The organism is Micromonospora andamanensis, from assembly GCF_016863495.1.
Lineage (GTDB): Bacteria > Actinomycetota > Actinomycetes > Mycobacteriales > Micromonosporaceae > Micromonospora > Micromonospora andamanensis.
In genome coordinates this window covers 41,580-56,416 of the sequence record NZ_BOOZ01000048.1, presented here as the reverse complement: position 1 = coordinate 56,416, position 14,837 = coordinate 41,580, and the positions used below count along the sequence as shown (strand labels likewise).

The following is a 14,837-nucleotide window of genomic DNA, read 5'->3' as shown; positions in this document are numbered from 1 at the left end:
CCCTCTTACAAGGTAACTACTTTTGGCGGGCCCGGGGGGTGGTCAACACGCCCCGCCGGTGTCCAGTGGGTTGGGACCGCGGCTCAGCCCGCTGCTCGTCATTCGCACGGCGCAAAGCGGCGGCAGATCTATGGGCGCCTCGATTGCCGGCTGCCAGGCGCTGTCCGGCTCCCTCGGAGAGGCTGCCCGGTCGGATGTAGCCACCTTCCGTTGCTGCCCTGAGCAAGATCGGGTGTCGGCTGGGCGCCACGGTAGCCGAACACGGAGCTCGGGACATCCCCCACGTCTGTCCCGGCGTGGCGATCGATTCACCGTCGAATCAGTGTTGATGTCCACATCGCTTAATGGTCTCTGCAATGCGCATCCTGGAGATCGGAGAGTAGCCATGGGAAACAGATCAAAAAGGATCGTCCGCAGGTTAGCCGCAGTCGCGACGGCGGGAGCTGTCGCAGGTGGGCTGAGCTTCGCCGGAACGGCCCACGCGTCTGTCTTCACGAAGGAGAAGAACGGGGTAGTTGCACAACTCGACACCCACCCGGGCAACGGCGCGGCGTCCTGGGTCTGGGGCTACGCGCCCTATGGTGTCTCCTACGGCAACATCCAGTACCAGTTCTACAACGGCCAGGTGCAGTCGTTCAATCTGCAGCCGCACACGTCCCGGTCGGTGAATCCCAGCCAGGACGTGTGGCGGGTTCAGGCCTGTGCCGTCTACGTCAGGTACGTCAAGCCTCCGGTGTCCGGACCGCGGGACCACGACGGCTACTGGTACGAGGATTGGCAATGCTCCGGCTGGAGCTGAGCCCGCACGGATCGGATTGACGGCCGGGAATCGCATGATCGGGGCCGGGCCGCATGCATCATCGCGGTCCGGCCCCGCTGCCGTTCCGTGGCGCCCGCCAGCGCAGGACGATCCTCAGGGTCGCCGCGCCGTGCACCACCGCCGCGAGGCTGAGCAGTACGGGTGCCTCCGCAGCCCCGATGAGGACTGCGCCCAGAACATGGGGCAGCACTCTGAGCTGCCACCCGATTTGATCGCCTCGACGACGCCGGCCAGGCCAGCCAGCCAGCCGAGCATGGCGAGCAGGCCGATGGACGGATCGAGCCGTGCCGGCATGATGAGGAAGCTCGCGGCCAGAGCGATCGCCGCGACGACCAGGTGGGCCTGTGCCTGGCTGTACCCGCCCGGTATGCCCCGCCGGGGCAGGCGGCTTCTCACGGCGCATCTCGCCTTCCAGCGGTGAGCCACTGCGGGATGAGCCAAGCGCCACGACATGGACGTCTGATCGACACGATCATGATTGGGGGCGCTCGTCGTCGACGGGATGGCCACCGGTTGCCGACCGAGGCGTGTCTCGTGCTCGGCGCTCGGGCAGATTCCCGACAGTGCCTGGTCACACACTTTTGACACTGCCGGGCGACCTAGGATCGGTTGTTGTGACCTACCGCGGAGCGCTCCCACGACAGCTTCGGACGAGGCTGTCCGATGACGTCCGGGCGCGCCTCTCTGGGTGCTACGACCGGTGACTCTTCAGCTACGGATCCTGGGACGGTTGCAGGGCTTCCGCAACGGCAAGGAGATCGAGCTCGGGTCTCCCCAGCAGCGCATCGTCCTCGCCGCGTTGCTCACCTCGCCCGGCACGCCCGTTGCCCTTACCACCCTGGCCGAGGTCCTGTGGGGCGACGCGAGCCCACGGGCCGCTGCAGCCACGATCCACCAATACATCAGCCAGCTGCGGCGCACGCTCGGCTGCCCGGGCCCGGCGCAGGCAGCCGATGGCCCGATCCACCGGACAGCGTCGGGCTACCGAGTCGCGGCCGAGGAGGTGGAGGTCGACGTCACCCAGTGGCGCCGGCTGGTGGCCGAGGCCCGCAGTCAGTCGTCGGTCGTGGCCCATGCCGCGGCGGCGGAGCTCTGGTCGGGTCCTGTCGCCTCGGGTCTCCCGCTGCGGGTTCGCGATCATGCTCTCTTCGCGGGGCTGGACCGCGAGTTGGTGGACGTGCTCATCGAGGCGGCCGACCTCGCTGCGGACAGCGGCGGCGGCGAGGTCCTCGTCGCCTCCCTGACTCGCGCTGCCAGGTGGCATCCGACGCACGAAGGCCTGCGCAATCGCCTGGCCCGAGCACGGGATGCGGCCGAGCCGCAGGAGGACCGGCAGCGCATCCGTCCCATGCAGCTGCCGCCCCGGCCGGCCGCCTTCAGCGGCCGGCAGCCGGAGCTGGACCTGTTGGATCGGTTGGCGCATCCGGGCTCGGTGATTGTGGTGGGCGGGCTCGGGGGTGTCGGAAAGACGAGTCTGGCGCTGCGCTGGGCCCACGAGGCAGCCACGCGGTTCCCGGACGGTCAGCTCTACCTAGACCTGACCGGCTTCTCGTCACGGGGTTCGCCGATGCGACCGGGCGACGCCCTGCACGCTTTCCTGGAGGGGCTCGGCGTCCCGCGAGCCCACCAACCGTCCACCCTGGACGAGCTGGCGCGGTTGTACCGAAGCATACTGGCCGACCGGCGCATCGTGGTCGTGCTCGACAACGCCCGGGACGAAGCCCAGGTGCGTCCGCTGCTTCCTCCCGAAGGATCGACCACACTGGTGACCAGCCGCAACCGGCTGAGCGGCCTGATAGCCGACGAGGGCGCGTCGCCGGTAACCCTGGAAGTCTTCGACTCCGCCGACGCGGAGCGGTATCTGCGCCGCCGTCTGGGTGACGACCGGGTCGCCGCAGATCCGGCCGCGGTGGCGCAGATCATCGAGGTGTGCGGAGGTCTGCCACTGGCTCTGGCGATCTGCGCTGCCTGGGCGGACCGCAACCCTGCCTTCACGCTCACTGACGTCGCGGCGGAGCTGAGCCGGCGGCGAGGCCTGGACGCGTTCGCGAGCGTGACTGCCGGCCGAGACGTGAGGGCCGTCTACTCCTGGTCGTACGAGCAGCTCAGTCCGGGCGCGGCCCGTCTCTTTCGGCGCCTCGCCTGGCACCCTGGCGCCGACGTGGCTCTGCCCACGGTGGTCAGCATGGTCGGGGTGGGGGCGACCGAGACGCTGGCGTGGATCGCCGAGCTGGCCGACGCCCAGCTGCTGACCGAGATCCGTCCCGGCCGGTATGCGTCGCACGACCTGGTCAAGGCCTATGCCGTCGAACTGGTCGCCGATGGTGACAGCGAGGCCGAGACGCTGCCGCGCATCCTTGATCACTATGTGCATTCCTTGATCGCCGCGGCCGGCTGGGCGAATCCCTTCCGGCGTCAGATCGGGGCCGGCGAGCCGCCCGAGGGTGTGACGCCCGAGGTCTTCACGAACCGGTCCGCAGCGATCGCCTGGTTCGATGCCGAGCGCGAGAACCTCCGGTCGGCAATGGACGTGGCCGAGGCTTACCGCCTCGACTGGCACGTGCTGCGGTTGTGCTGGGGGCTCAACGGCTTCCTGCTCGATCTGACCGGTCAGTGGGATGAGGCGATACCGCTGGCGCGCCGCGCGCTGAAGGTGGCGCGGCGCACCGACGAGTCGTGGTGGGAGGGCTATCTGCACAACGTGCTGGGGAACAGCTGTCACCGGGTGCGCCGCCACGAGGAGGCGTACCGGCACTGGGAGCTGGCGGCGGACGTGGGGCGGCGCATCGGCGATCCGGTCCGTACGGCGATCGGCCTGCTCGGTATGGGAATCTCCCTGACCTCCCGCGACCGCTGGCCTGCCGACGACCTGGTCGAACAGGCCGCATCCTGCGGCGACCAGATCCGCGAGCTGCTGACCGACATCGACCGGCAGGCGCCCCCAGGCCGTGGTGATCCGCAGGTGACCCACACCCGGGAACTGCTCGGCTTCACCTACGAGTTCTCAGCGCTGCGGGTGTTGCACCGCACCGGCGACATCGGCGCCGCCGTCGCCGAGCGGATGCGCGGCATCGAGCTGCACCGTCAGATCGAGAGCCTGCCACGTCAGCAGCTCGGCTGGCAGTCGATCGGGCGCATCCAGGAGTACGCCGGTGGGGACAGCGCCGCGGCCGCCCGGGCCTATGCCGAGGCGCTGGCGCTGGTGGAGAACGACGAATGGATCGGAGCCGAGCTGCTGGTCGCCCTCACCCGGTGCCACACCCGGCTGGGCGAGCACGACACTGCCGGCCGCTACCGCTGCCGGGCCCGGCAGCGGCTTGAGGGCGTCCACCACCCGCCCGCTCAACGCCTGCGGGCCGAGCTCGACACCCTGGCCTGACGCTACGGGGCGTCGATCACCGTCGGGGCGCCCCGACGAAGCGCGGCCAGGGCCCGGGCCCGCAGCCGAGGGCGATCTCGAAGAAGACCGGGCTGGGGTGGCCGACGAGGGCTACGCGGTCGCCGACCCGGACGCCGCCGCCGTAGAGCATTCCCGCGGCCGCACGGATCCGGGCGGTGAAGGCGACCCACGTCCACGACCGGCCGCCGCAGACCAGCGCGATGCCGGCTCTCCCGGAACTCAGCACGCTCGTCAGGATGTCGGTGGGGTTCGCCGGCGGCGGCCCGGCCGCGAAGGTGTCCACCGGGTCAGACCAGCACAGCCTTGTCAACGTTGTCGTGACGACCGGCTGACGCCGGCCAACGCGGTCTCCACCATTGTGCTGAGCAGCTCGGGAAGCGGTAGGCCGGCGGCCGCCCAGATCCGCGGCACCACGGAGATCACGGTGAGGCCGGGCACCGCGCTCACCCGTTGACCACCGGAACCCCGTCGCCGGGCAGGAAGAAGTCCACCCGGGCCTGGCTGCGGCAGCCGAGCGCACGGAATACTCGTGCGGCTTGGTCCTTGAGCCTGCGAACGGACTCCGGCGGCAGATCGCGACCCGTATCTCCAGCGGCAGACCGGCCACGACGTGCCCGTCCGGCTGTTCCAGCACCGCCACGTCGATCTCGCGTCCGGCCACGAGCGGGGCGAGGAGCACCTTGTCGTCGAAGCGGCGGGCCAGTTCGATCGCCGGACCGAGGCCGGACCGGGCGGTCACCCGCGAGACGCCGAGGCTCGAGCCCGACCGGCTGGGTCTGACGAAAGCCGGAAACGGCACCCCGGCCGGTGGCGGACCCGGTGATGACGGCGCCGGCCGGCACGGTCAGTCCTTCGGCCGCCGGTAGTCGCCGGGTGACGTCCTTGTCCATGGCCACGGCACTGGCGAGGACGGGGCTTCCGACGTACGGAAGACCGACCAGCTCGAGTAGTGCCTGGGTGCCACCGTCCCCGCCGTAGCGACCGTGCAGGAGGGGGAAGGCGACATCGCATGTCCGAAGCGCACCTAGCACGAAGGCCGGATCGAGCGGTCGACGACCGACGGTCCGGCCGCCGTCGCGCGTCACGTACATCGGCACCGTCTCAAAGCGGGCCTGGTCGAGGTGACCGAGCACAGCGAGCCCAGGGCTGCGGGAGATGTCATGCTCGACGCCGAGGCCGCCGTAGAGCACGGCGACCCTGATCGTGCGCGTCATGCCGGCCGGGCCGTCCGGGTCAGGACGCGGTCCGGTGACGGACCAGACGCATCTGGTGGCGACGCTGCCGCTGGCGCGTCATGACCCGACCCGGCGGCGTGGCCGTCGCGACGTTGTTGTCGAGGATCTGCTGGTGGGCCCGGCGTAGCTGGGTCCCGGGCTCGATGCCGAGCTGCTCGACCAGATCGCGACGTGCGGTCCGGTAGTGCTCGAGAGCCTCGGCGATCCGCCCGCTGCCGGCCAGCGCGGTCATGTAGAGGGCCTGGACCTCCTCCCACAATGGATGCTCGGCGACCATCGTCGTGAGCTCGGGCAGCACCTCGCGGTGGCGGCCCTGCCGGAGCAGGGCGTGCATCAGGTCCAGGCGCGCCGCCGTGACCAGCTGCTGCAGGCGGGACCGCTGGGCCTGCATGTACGGGCCGATCGCCCCGGCCAGCGGCTGACCGGCCGCCGCGTCGACCGCCTGCTGCTGCGCCGCGGCCACCTCGCGCCAGTTCAGCCGCCGGGCGGCGTCGGCGGCGGACGCGGTGTGCCGGCTGAACCGGAAGAGGTCCACGCCCTGCCGGGGCGTGTGCAGGACGTACCCACCGCCCACCGAATCGATCCGCGTCGCCTGCGCAGGGTCGGCCGGAATGAAGATCGCCCGCAACCGCGACACGTACGTCCGGATGGTCGTGGCCGCGGAACGAGGCGGCTCGCTGCCCCACATGTTGGCGATGAGCTCGTCGAGAGTCACCGCGGAACCCTCCCGCAGCAGCAGCATCGCGAGGGTGGTGCGCTGCTGCGGCGATCCCAGGTCCGTCTCGGCACCGCGATGCCAGGCCTGCACCGGCCCCAGCAGGGTGAACGTGAACGTGGGCTGATCGTCGATAAGCATGGCGGCAGCCTAGGAAACGGCGCGACACAAAACTTGAGCAGAAACTGAACGGATCGTTCAGACCCGCCGGTGACGCCGCCGACCAGAGAACTCCGCCCGGCCATCATCGCGCATCTTCGATCTGTCGTCCATCCGACGTTGTGTGGTCGTCGTTGACCGCCTGTTGACCGGCACGGCCCATCATGACGGAGTGGAACTCCGTCAGCTCGAGTATTTCGTCGCCGTGGCCGAGGAAGGCAGCTTCACCCGGGGCGCCCGGCGCGTACGGGTGGCCCAGTCGGCCGTGTCGGCGACCATTCAGAAACTCGAGCGCGAGCTCGGCATGCCGCTCTTCTCGCGCGACGCGGCCGGTGCGGCCCTCACCGAAGCTGGCATGGCGCTGCTACCGGAGGCCCGCGGCATGCTCAGCGCCGAACGGCGGGCCCGCGACACGGTCGACCAAGTGCGCGGCGGACTACGCGGCACCATCCGGTTGGGCACGCTGACGTCGATCGGCGTCCGCCCAGCCTCGCGCGGCCTGCTGGTCGTCGACCTGCCTCAGGTGCTGGGCCGGTTCCACGTCACCCATCCCCTGGTCACCTTCACGCTGCGGACGGCGCCGCGTGGGTCGGCCGACCATCTCGACGCCGTACTGGCCGGCGAGCTCGACCTGGCCATGGTGGGCGCGACCGATCGGGTGGACGGCATCCGGCTGCATCACCTCGGCCACGTGCGCTGGTCGTTCGTGTGCTCGCGCCGGCACCGGCTGGCCGACGCGTCCTCGGTAAGGCTGGCCGACCTGGCCGAGGAGACGTTCATCGACTTCCCCCGGGGCTGGGGCAATCGCACCATGACCGACCGCGCCTTCGCCGCCGCCGGCATCATCCGCGCCATCCCGTTCGAGGCGGCCGATCAGGAGACCGCGCTCGGTTTGGTGCGTAACGGCCTGGGCGTAACGCTGCTGCCCCGGGTCGGCAGCCAGGAGGAGGGGGTCTCGGTGATCGACGTGGAGGACTGCGACCTGGATCTGCCCGTGGCCATGGCGACCCCCCTCGACCGTCAGCCCTCGGCGGCCACGTCGGCGCTGCTGGCCTCCATCATCCGGGCCGCCGGCCGACCGGCCGGCCCGTAGCCGGCTCTCTGCTCGACGTTGATCAGCTGTCGACGTACCCGGGCTTCCATAGGCATCGTTATTCGACAAATGCCTAAGGAGTTACCCGTTGTCTCGATTGCTGGAGCGAGTCGGCCGCGGCAGTGTCCGCCGGCCGTGGCCGACGGTGCTGGTCTGGGCGGTGCTCATTGTCGCCTTCCTGGGGCTGGCCGGCGCGGCCGGCGGCACCACTCGCGACAACTACGACGTGCCTGGAACATCGTCGCAGGCGGGTACCAACCTGCTGCGCGAGAAATTCTCGGCGCTGTCGGGCACTGAGGCCCGGATCGTCCTGCACCGCGACGGCGGAACGATCGACCCCGCACTCACCGGCCAGATCTCTGAACACCTGCGAGCGGTACCCGACGTCGGATTCGTCGGCCCGGCCCGGCCCAGCGCCGATGGCGATACCGCCCTGATCGAGCTGCGCTACACCGTGCCCGTGACCGACCTGGGACCGGAGTCGATAGATCACCTGCTCGAGGCCGCGAACCCGGCCACCGAGGCCGGGGTCACGGTGGAGTTGGCCGGTCAGGTGCCCGAGCAGAAGGTGGAGGGTGGTTCGGTCGGTGAGGCCGCCGGTCTGATGGCCGCGCTGGTCATCCTGGTCATGGCCTTCGGTTCAGTGTTGGCGGCCGGGCTGCCGATCCTGGTCGCACTGGCCGGGCTGGGCGTCGGCCTGGCCGGTGTCCTGCTGGTGGCGTCCGTGGCCGAGGTGGGCACCAGCTCGCCGACCGGTGCCGCGATGATCGGGCTGGGCGTCGGCATCGACTACGCGCTGCTCATCATCACCCGGCACATCGACGGTCTGCGCGCCGGCCTGACCCCGGTCGAGGCCGCGGTGCGGGCGACGGTCACGGCCGGGCGCTCGGTGCTCGTGGCCGGGACCATCGTGCTGCTCTCGCTGGCCGGGCTGTTCCTCTCCGGGCTGGCCGCGTTCCAGTCCTTCGGCTACTCCACCATGATCATGGTGGTCGCCATGCTCCTCGCGGCAGTTACCCTGGTGCCGGCGCTCAGTGTCGTGTGCGGCCAGAAGCTGCTCAGCCGGCGGGCCCGGGAACGCCCGACCGACCGGGCCACGCTGACCGGGCGCTGGGCGGCCGCGGTGGGCCGCCGGCCGCTGCCGGCCGCGCTGAGCGCTCTGGCCGTCCTGCTGCTGCTCGCGGCTCCGGCACTGAACATGCGGACCTGGCCGCAGGACGCCGGCAGCCAGTCCACCGACAACACCGTACGGCGCGCCTACGACCTGATCGTCGCCGAGTACGGTCCGGGGGCGTACGCGCCGCTGGCGGTGATCGTCGACCTGGCCCAGACCGACGCCGCCGCGCTGCCAACACTGGTGCAGGACCTCTCGGCCCGGCCGGAGATCGCTCAGGTCGGCGACCCCGTCCTCGCCCAGGACCGAGGTGCGGCGCTCATCGCCGTCGAGCCCGGCTTCGCCCCGCACGACGAGCGCACGCCGGCCCTGGTCGACACGTTGCGCACCGAGGTGTTGCCGCCGGGAGCGCAGATCACCGGCACCACGGCCGTCTTCGCCGACATCGCCGACCTGCTGGCCGAGCGGCTCTGGCTCGTGGTCGGCGCCGTCGTGGCGGTCTCGCTGTTGTTCCTGATCGTCGTCTTCCGCAGCCTCGTCGTCCCGCTCAAGGCCGCGCTCATCAACCTGCTCAGCGTCGGTGCCGCGTACGGTGCGCTCACGATGGTCTTCCAACTCGGCTGGGGGCATCGGCTGGTCGGCATCGACCACGCGGTCCCGGTGTCAACGTGGGTGCCGCTGCTGCTGTTCGCGGCTCTGTTCGGGTTGTCGATGGACTACGAGGTGTTCCTGCTCTCCCGCATCCGGGAGGAGTGGCTGCGCACCGGCGACGCGCGCGGCAGTGTGGTCGACGGTCTGGCCGCGACCGGCCGGGTCATCACCAGCGCCGCGCTGATCATGGTCGTGGTCTTCGCCGGCTTCATCACCACCGGCGACATCGTGCTCAAGATGATCGGCTTCGGCCTGGCCGTGGCCGTCGCCGTGGACGCCACGCTCATCCGGATGGTGCTGGTCCCGGCGACCATGACGCTCTTCGGCTCGGCGAACTGGTGGCTGCCGGGCTGGCTCGACCGGCTGCTCCCCCAGGTCCGGCTCGAGGCCACGCCGGACGAGCAGCCGCAACCGGTGCCGTCCGCGGTGTGACGGCCCGGCCGGGCCGGGTCAGCTGCTCGGTGCGATGTTGTGGTTGACCCGGAACATGTTGCGCGGGTCGTAGGCCGTCTTCGCTCGGGTCAGACGCTCCAGCGTTCCGGCCGGGTAGGCCCGCGCGACTGCTTCCGGCGTGGCGTCGTACCCGGTCAGGAAGTTGATCTGGGTGTGGCCCGTGGCCCACGGCGCCAGCGCCTGTGCCAGACCGTCCAGTGCCGGCCGGAACGCCTCGTTCATGCCTGGCGCCCCCACGACGCCGGCGAATAGCTGGAACGGCGCTCCGCGGTGGCCGACGGCGTTGGGCACCCGCGGCGGACGGGCCAGCGCCCCGCCGAGATGACGGACCTCCACCATCAACACCGGGGTGTCGACCTGCGGGCCGGCCGCGGCCAGCAGGGCGTCGGCCGCCTCCAAGGGGAAGCCCGACAACTCGACCGAGGTCTCGTAGACCGGCAGCGGGTCGACCGGGTCGGCGTGGATCGCCGCCATCATCGTGTACGGCATGTCGTCCACCGTGTCGATCAACCGGGGCGCCACCCCGCGGAGGTCCCTGATCCAGCACTCGCCGTCCTCGGACGAGCCGAGCCAGGCGACGCGGACGTGCACGGTGAACCGGCCGCGCAGCGGCTCGGGCACGAACGGCAGCGGCGGCAGCCGCAGGAAGGCCAGCGACGCGGTCAGCTCCTCGGGTGCGGCGGCGGTCAGCGCGCGGTAGGCGGCCACGACAGCACTCGCGTGCTCACCGTCGTAGAACAGACCGCCACCGTAGAGCCGGGTCACCGGGAACAAGTCGACGGTGAGCGCGACGACGACACCGAAGTTACCCTTGCCGCCGCGGATGGCCCAGAACAGCTCGGGCTCGTTGTGTGCGTCGACCCGGCGCAGCTCACCGTCGGGCGTGACGATCTCGGCCGAGCGGACGTGGTCGGCCGCGTAGCCGTACGCGCGTCCAAGCGTCGGGCTCACGCCGCCGCCCAGCGTGAAGCCGACCACGCCGACGTTCGGCGAGGAGCCGGCCACCGGGGCCAGCCCTTCCTCGGCGGCCTCCTCGACGAGGCTCTGCATCTCGACCGCCGCGCCGACGGTGGCGGTCCGTTGCTGCGCGTCGATGGTGATGCCGTCCATCCGGCGCACGTTGATCAGCACAGCGCCGTCGGACGGCACCAGGGCACCGTGGCCGGTGGCCACGACAGCCACCGGGAGGTCGCGTACACGGGCGAATCGCACGGCCGCCTGCACGTCGGCGACGCAGGTGGCGCCGACCGCCACGAGAGGCCGGTGAACCAGGGCCAGGTTCCAGGTGGCGGTCTCCTCGGCGTAGCGCTCGTCGCCGGGCACCAGCACGGGGCCGACGACCTGTTCGGTCAGGGCGGCGAGGTCGCCCGGGGTGACGACGGCGGGCTTTTCGGTCTCGGTGGTCATGGTTTTCTCCTCGGGAAGACGGGACATCAGGCCGGGCGAGCGGTACGCAACAGCGGACGGGCCGCGGCCACCAGCAGCAGCGCCAGGCCGGCGGCGAAGATGAGGACGGAGGTACGTGTGTCGAGGTGCTGCGCGGCGAGGCCGAGGCCCAGCACCGGGACGGCCAGCCCGACGTAGCCCACCAGGAACAGTCCGGCCAGGGCTTCGCCCCGCGCCTCGGGAGTAGCCAGGGAGGCCGCGGTCACCACGGAGCCCTTGAACGCCGCGCCCGCACCGGCACCGGTGAGAAGCCCACCGGCAAGGAAGAGGGCGAACTGCGCGGCCCAGATGCCGGCGATCAGCGCGGTCAGGCCGGCCATCAGCGTCACGATTCCCGTGCCGAGTTGGCGGGACAGTCCGAGGCGAGCCATGAAGAGCTGACCGGCGACCCCGGCGGCGAAGACCGAGAACGTCACCGCGCCGGCCACCGCGTGCGAGCGCTGCCCGAGCACGCCGACGAGAAACCCGGGGGCCAGCGATGTGAACAGTCCGAAGATGGCGAACGAGGCGAACGCGGTCAGACAGGCGGCTGCATACCGGCCCCGGTCGACGGCGGGCACCGCCACGCGCTGCGGCCGCCAGCGCACGTCGCGGCGCTCGACCGTCTCGCGCATGGCGAAGGTGCCGACCAGGGCCAGGGCGAGCAGCAGTTCGAAGACGAGATAGGGCACCAACAGCGGGCGCGGGGCGTACTCGGCCAGCAGCCCCGCGATCAGCGGCCCGAGACCGATGCCGCCGATGTTCGCGGCCGTGGCGACCAGATCGGCCCGGCGGCGGTCCGCGGTCGGCCGGCCGGCCAGGTGCAGCTCCATGAGATAGGCGGTGGCGGTCGCCGTGAGCAGTCCGATGCTGAGGCCGGAGAGCAGCCGGGCGGCGAGCAGGCTGGTCAGGCCGGGCAGCAGGAAGACGACGCCAGCGAGCATGTTCGTCCCCAGCGCCCAGCGCAACACCCGGCGGCGGCCGAGCCAGTCCGAGACGTGGCCGGCGGTGAAGACACTCACCACGACGCCAGCGGCGTAGACGGCGAACACCACGGTCACCGTGAACGGACCGAATCCTTCACGCTGCTGATAAAGAACATAGAGCGGGGTGGGCGCGGCCGAGAAGGCCATCATCGCGCAGAACGCGTAGGCGACGAGCCAGAAGCTGGCGCCGCCGGCGACACCGGCCGCCCGGGCGGCGGGTGTCGTGGTCGTGCTGGACACAGGAACTCCTTCGTATACAACAGTTCTCGTTCCCAGCCTGACGGCGCGAAGGCTCCTCGCCCGTCGAAGCTCGTGCTGGCCGCGATCGCGATCGGCGATAGTGGTGGGGTGGAACTTCGTCAGCCCGAGTAGTTCCTGGCCGTCGCCGAGAGGGCAGCCTCACCAGGGGCTCGCGGCGGCGGGTCGCCCAGTCGGCCGTCTCGGCCACCGTCCAGACGCTCGAGCGCGAGCTCGGCATGCCGCTGTTCTCGCGGGCCTCGAACAGCATCGCGCTCACCGACGCCGGTACGGCGCTGCTGCCCGAGGCCCGGGCACTGCTCAGCGCCGAGCGTCGGGCCCGCGACACTGTGGGCCAGGTGCGCACCGGCCTGCGCGAACGATCCGGGTCGGCTCGACGGTGTCGATCGGCGCCCGCCCGGCGTCACAAGGGCTCGTGGTGCTCGATCTGCTGGCGATCCTGGGCCGATTCCACGTCACCCATCCGCTGGTGACCTGCCGGCTGCGCACGGCACCGAGCGGGTCGACCGGCCACCTGGCCGCGGTGGCGGCCGACGACCTCGATCTGGCGCTGGTCTGCACGAGGCAGGCGCCGGCCGGGGGCAGCCCGCACCATCGCGGATCGATCCGGCTGTGCTTCGTCTGCTCGCGCCGTCACCGGCTGGCCGACGCCTCGACCGCGGGCCTGAAGGCCTGGCCGACGAGACCTTCATCGACTTCCCGGTCGGCTGGGGCAGCCGCACGATGACCGACCGCGCCTTCGCCGACGTGGGGATCGTGCGCAACATCCCGTTCGAGGCGGCCGATCAGGACACGGCGCTCGGCCTGGTGCGCAACGGCTTGGGCGTCACCCTGCTGCCCCGGGCCGGCAACGCGGAGGACGGCGTCTCCGTCTTCGATGTCGAGAACGCCGACCTCGACCTGCCGGTCGCTGTCGCGCTGCCCAGCGACCGGCAGCCCACGGCGGCCACCGCCGCGCTGCTCACCAGCATTCTGCGGGCCGTCGGCCGGCCGGGCTGACCGGGCCGGGTCAGCCCGCCGTGACCGCCGCCGCCAGCAGCCGGTCGCGGGACGCCTCGACCCGGGCGCGCGCCGCCGGCGCGTCCACCCCGACCAGGACACCGTCGCGCTTGCGGAACTCGCCGTCCACGATGACGGTGTCGACGTCCCGGGCCTCGGCAAAGGTGACGGCCGCGGTGACGTCGCCGCTGAGCCGCAACGGCGAGCGGGCGGTGTCGACCAGGATCACGTCGGCCCGCTTGCCAGGGGTCAGCGAGCCGATCCGGTCGTCCAGGCCGAGGGTCCGCGCGCCCTCGATGGTGGCGAACTCGACGGCCTCTCGGGTGGTCAACGGCACCGAAGCGGGCTGCTCGCCGCGGGCCAGCAGCAGGTCATACTGCCGTAGCCGCTCGGCCTCCAGCACGGCGCGCATCTCGTCGAACAGGTTGCTCGGGACCCCGGCGACCACGTCGACCGAGAGCGCGGGGCGGATGCCGGCCGCGAGCAGGCGCCCGGTGGCCGGAAACCCGTGCCCCATCATCATCTCCACCCTGGCCGACACCGAGGCGTGCCCACCGCTGGCGGCAACCAGCTTCAACTCGTCATCGGTCGACGTGTTGGCGTGCAGGAAGATGAGGTCGGGACCGAGCAGACCGCGGTCGTGTAGCTGGGTGATCGCGCGCTGGCCGCCCAACAGGCCGACGCCGACGTGCATCGACGCGCGGACGGCCAGGTCGCGGGCCAGAGCCAGGTCGTCGGCCGTGGTGTCGATGGTGGCCATCTCGGGTCCCCGCACGGCCAGCGCCAGGGTGAGCAGTTGGTCGGCCGAGTTGAAGTGCTGCGCGGCCAGGCGGCGGACGTCCTGCGGGTGCCGGCGCTCGCTGGCGAAGTACCAGGACGGGTCGGAGGTGGGAATGCTGTGCCCGAAGACCGCCCGCAGACCCGCGGCCCGCAGCGCCTCGATCGACGCGTCGGCGTGCTCGGGGGTGTTCATGATGTGAGCCCAGTCGAACAGCGTCGTCACGCCGCTGTCGAGCGCCTCGAGCGCGCCGAAGTGGGTGCCGTCACGGACGTCGGTCGGGGTGAACAGCGGCGAGAGGCGGCCGATCAACCCGGCGAAGTACTCGTTGAGGGTCCAGTCGGCCGCGAGCTGGGCGAAGCCGCCCTGCCAGGTGTGCCGGTGGGTGTCGACCAGGCCCGGCATGACGACCATGCCGGTGGCGTCGACCACCTCGGCGTCGCCCGCCTCGACCGAGGGCCCGGCGTGCACGATCACGCCGTCGGTGATGACGACGTCGCCGCCGGGGTGGTCCCCGATCGCGGGATCCATCGACAGGACATGACCGCCGCGGAGGATGGTGCGGGACATGATGGTCCTTTCGTTCGAACGGTGGGTGGCTTACGAGCGCCACACCGAGCGTGCCTCTTCCGTCCGCCGTTACCGAGCGTGGTTTCCGCTCGTGGTCATCTCTTTTCGCGATCACCGGCCCGGAATCGATCGCCTACTGTCAACCTCTATGTGGTTTCGGGTTCTGGGACCCGTACGAGCC

11 protein-coding genes and 4 pseudogenes are annotated in these 14,837 nt (G+C 71.1%); 6 read left to right on the top strand and 9 right to left on the bottom strand.

Annotation, left to right across the window (positions count from 1 at the left end; genetic code table 11):
• The first annotated feature begins 385 nt into the window (after nt 1-385).
• A complete protein-coding gene (locus Van01_RS27565; RefSeq protein WP_204013606.1) occupies nt 386-799 on the top strand; it encodes a hypothetical protein in 414 nt (137 codons plus the stop codon).
• A gap of 114 nt (nt 800-913) precedes the next feature.
• On the opposite strand, the gene Van01_RS27560 is transcribed toward Van01_RS27565, so the two are convergent.
• Nucleotides 914-1,216 carry a hypothetical protein gene (locus Van01_RS27560; RefSeq protein ID WP_204013603.1) on the bottom strand — a complete coding sequence of 101 codons (303 nt, stop codon included), beginning with the start codon at nt 1,214-1,216 and terminating at the stop codon, nt 914-916.
• A 304-nt stretch (nt 1,217-1,520) separates the two neighbouring features.
• On the opposite strand from Van01_RS27560, the gene Van01_RS27555 reads away from it, so the two are divergent.
• Nucleotides 1,521-4,199, top strand: a complete 2,679-nt coding sequence (locus Van01_RS27555; protein WP_204013600.1) for an AfsR/SARP family transcriptional regulator — start codon at nt 1,521-1,523, stop codon at nt 4,197-4,199.
• 16 nt (nt 4,200-4,215) lie between these two features.
• On the opposite strand, the gene Van01_RS27550 is transcribed toward Van01_RS27555, so the two are convergent.
• From Van01_RS27550 to Van01_RS27535, 5 genes and pseudogenes are all read right to left on the bottom strand, one after another.
• Nucleotides 4,216-4,503: an AMP-binding protein gene (locus Van01_RS27550; protein WP_204013597.1), complete on the bottom strand. Its 288-nt coding sequence runs from the start codon at nt 4,501-4,503 to the stop codon at nt 4,216-4,218.
• Between the two features lie 23 nt (nt 4,504-4,526).
• The gene (locus tag Van01_RS27545; protein ID WP_204013594.1) at nt 4,527-4,667 is read right to left on the bottom strand and encodes a hypothetical protein; all 141 of its coding nucleotides are present in this window, start codon (nt 4,665-4,667) and stop codon (nt 4,527-4,529) included.
• A 151-nt stretch (nt 4,668-4,818) separates the two neighbouring features.
• Nucleotides 4,819-5,019 (bottom strand): annotated as a pseudogene (locus Van01_RS33945) (D-alanine--D-alanine ligase); the annotation flags it as partial.
• Nucleotides 5,020-5,106: 87 nt separating this feature from the next.
• A pseudogene (locus Van01_RS33940) lies at nt 5,107-5,230 on the bottom strand (D-alanine--D-alanine ligase A); the annotation flags it as partial.
• A 223-nt stretch (nt 5,231-5,453) separates the two neighbouring features.
• The gene (locus Van01_RS27535; protein WP_204013588.1) at nt 5,454-6,311 is read right to left on the bottom strand and encodes an AfsR/SARP family transcriptional regulator; all 858 of its coding nucleotides are present in this window, start codon (nt 6,309-6,311) and stop codon (nt 5,454-5,456) included.
• 190 nt (nt 6,312-6,501) lie between these two features.
• On the opposite strand from Van01_RS27535, the gene Van01_RS27530 reads away from it, so the two are divergent.
• On the top strand, nt 6,502-7,422 hold the full coding sequence (locus tag Van01_RS27530; RefSeq protein ID WP_204013585.1) for a LysR family transcriptional regulator: 921 nt from the start codon (nt 6,502-6,504) through the stop codon (nt 7,420-7,422).
• An 88-nt stretch (nt 7,423-7,510) separates the two neighbouring features.
• Nucleotides 7,511-9,619, top strand: a complete 2,109-nt coding sequence (locus tag Van01_RS27525; protein ID WP_204013582.1) for an MMPL family transporter — start codon at nt 7,511-7,513, stop codon at nt 9,617-9,619.
• An 18-nt stretch (nt 9,620-9,637) separates the two neighbouring features.
• Here the strand turns inward: Van01_RS27525 and Van01_RS27520 are convergent, their stop codons facing one another.
• Nucleotides 9,638-11,047: an FAD-binding oxidoreductase gene (locus Van01_RS27520; protein WP_204013579.1), complete on the bottom strand. Its 1,410-nt coding sequence runs from the start codon at nt 11,045-11,047 to the stop codon at nt 9,638-9,640.
• Between the two features lie 26 nt (nt 11,048-11,073).
• Nucleotides 11,074-12,291, bottom strand: coding sequence for an MFS transporter (locus tag Van01_RS27515; RefSeq protein WP_239099345.1), 1,218 nt, complete (start codon nt 12,289-12,291; stop codon nt 11,074-11,076).
• Nucleotides 12,292-12,449: 158 nt separating this feature from the next.
• Between Van01_RS27515 and Van01_RS27510 the strand changes: the two are divergent.
• Nucleotides 12,450-12,782 (top strand): annotated as a pseudogene (locus Van01_RS27510) (LysR family transcriptional regulator); the annotation flags it as partial.
• Nucleotides 12,689-13,308: pseudogene (locus tag Van01_RS33850) on the top strand (LysR substrate-binding domain-containing protein). The pseudogenes Van01_RS27510 and Van01_RS33850, both read left to right, overlap by 94 nt.
• Nucleotides 13,309-13,318: 10 nt before the next feature.
• Here the strand turns inward: Van01_RS33850 and Van01_RS27500 are convergent.
• Nucleotides 13,319-14,656 (bottom strand): amidohydrolase family protein, encoded by a 1,338-nt coding sequence (locus tag Van01_RS27500; RefSeq protein ID WP_204013573.1) that lies wholly within the window; start codon nt 14,654-14,656, stop codon nt 13,319-13,321.
• Between the last annotated feature and the right edge of the window lie 181 nt (nt 14,657-14,837).

What these genes read in the sequence shown, in the direction of transcription:
- Van01_RS27565 (WP_204013606.1), top strand. Translation starts at nt 386, where the DNA reads ATGGGAAACAGATCAAAAAGGATCGTCCGCAGGTTAGCCGCAGTCGCG.
- Van01_RS27535 (WP_204013588.1), bottom strand. Translation starts at nt 6,311, where the DNA reads ATGCTTATCGACGATCAGCCCACGTTCACGTTCACCCTGCTGGGGCCG.
- Van01_RS27520 (WP_204013579.1), bottom strand. Translation starts at nt 11,047, where the DNA reads ATGACCACCGAGACCGAAAAGCCCGCCGTCGTCACCCCGGGCGACCTC.
- Van01_RS27500 (WP_204013573.1), bottom strand. Translation starts at nt 14,656, where the DNA reads ATGTCCCGCACCATCCTCCGCGGCGGTCATGTCCTGTCGATGGATCCC.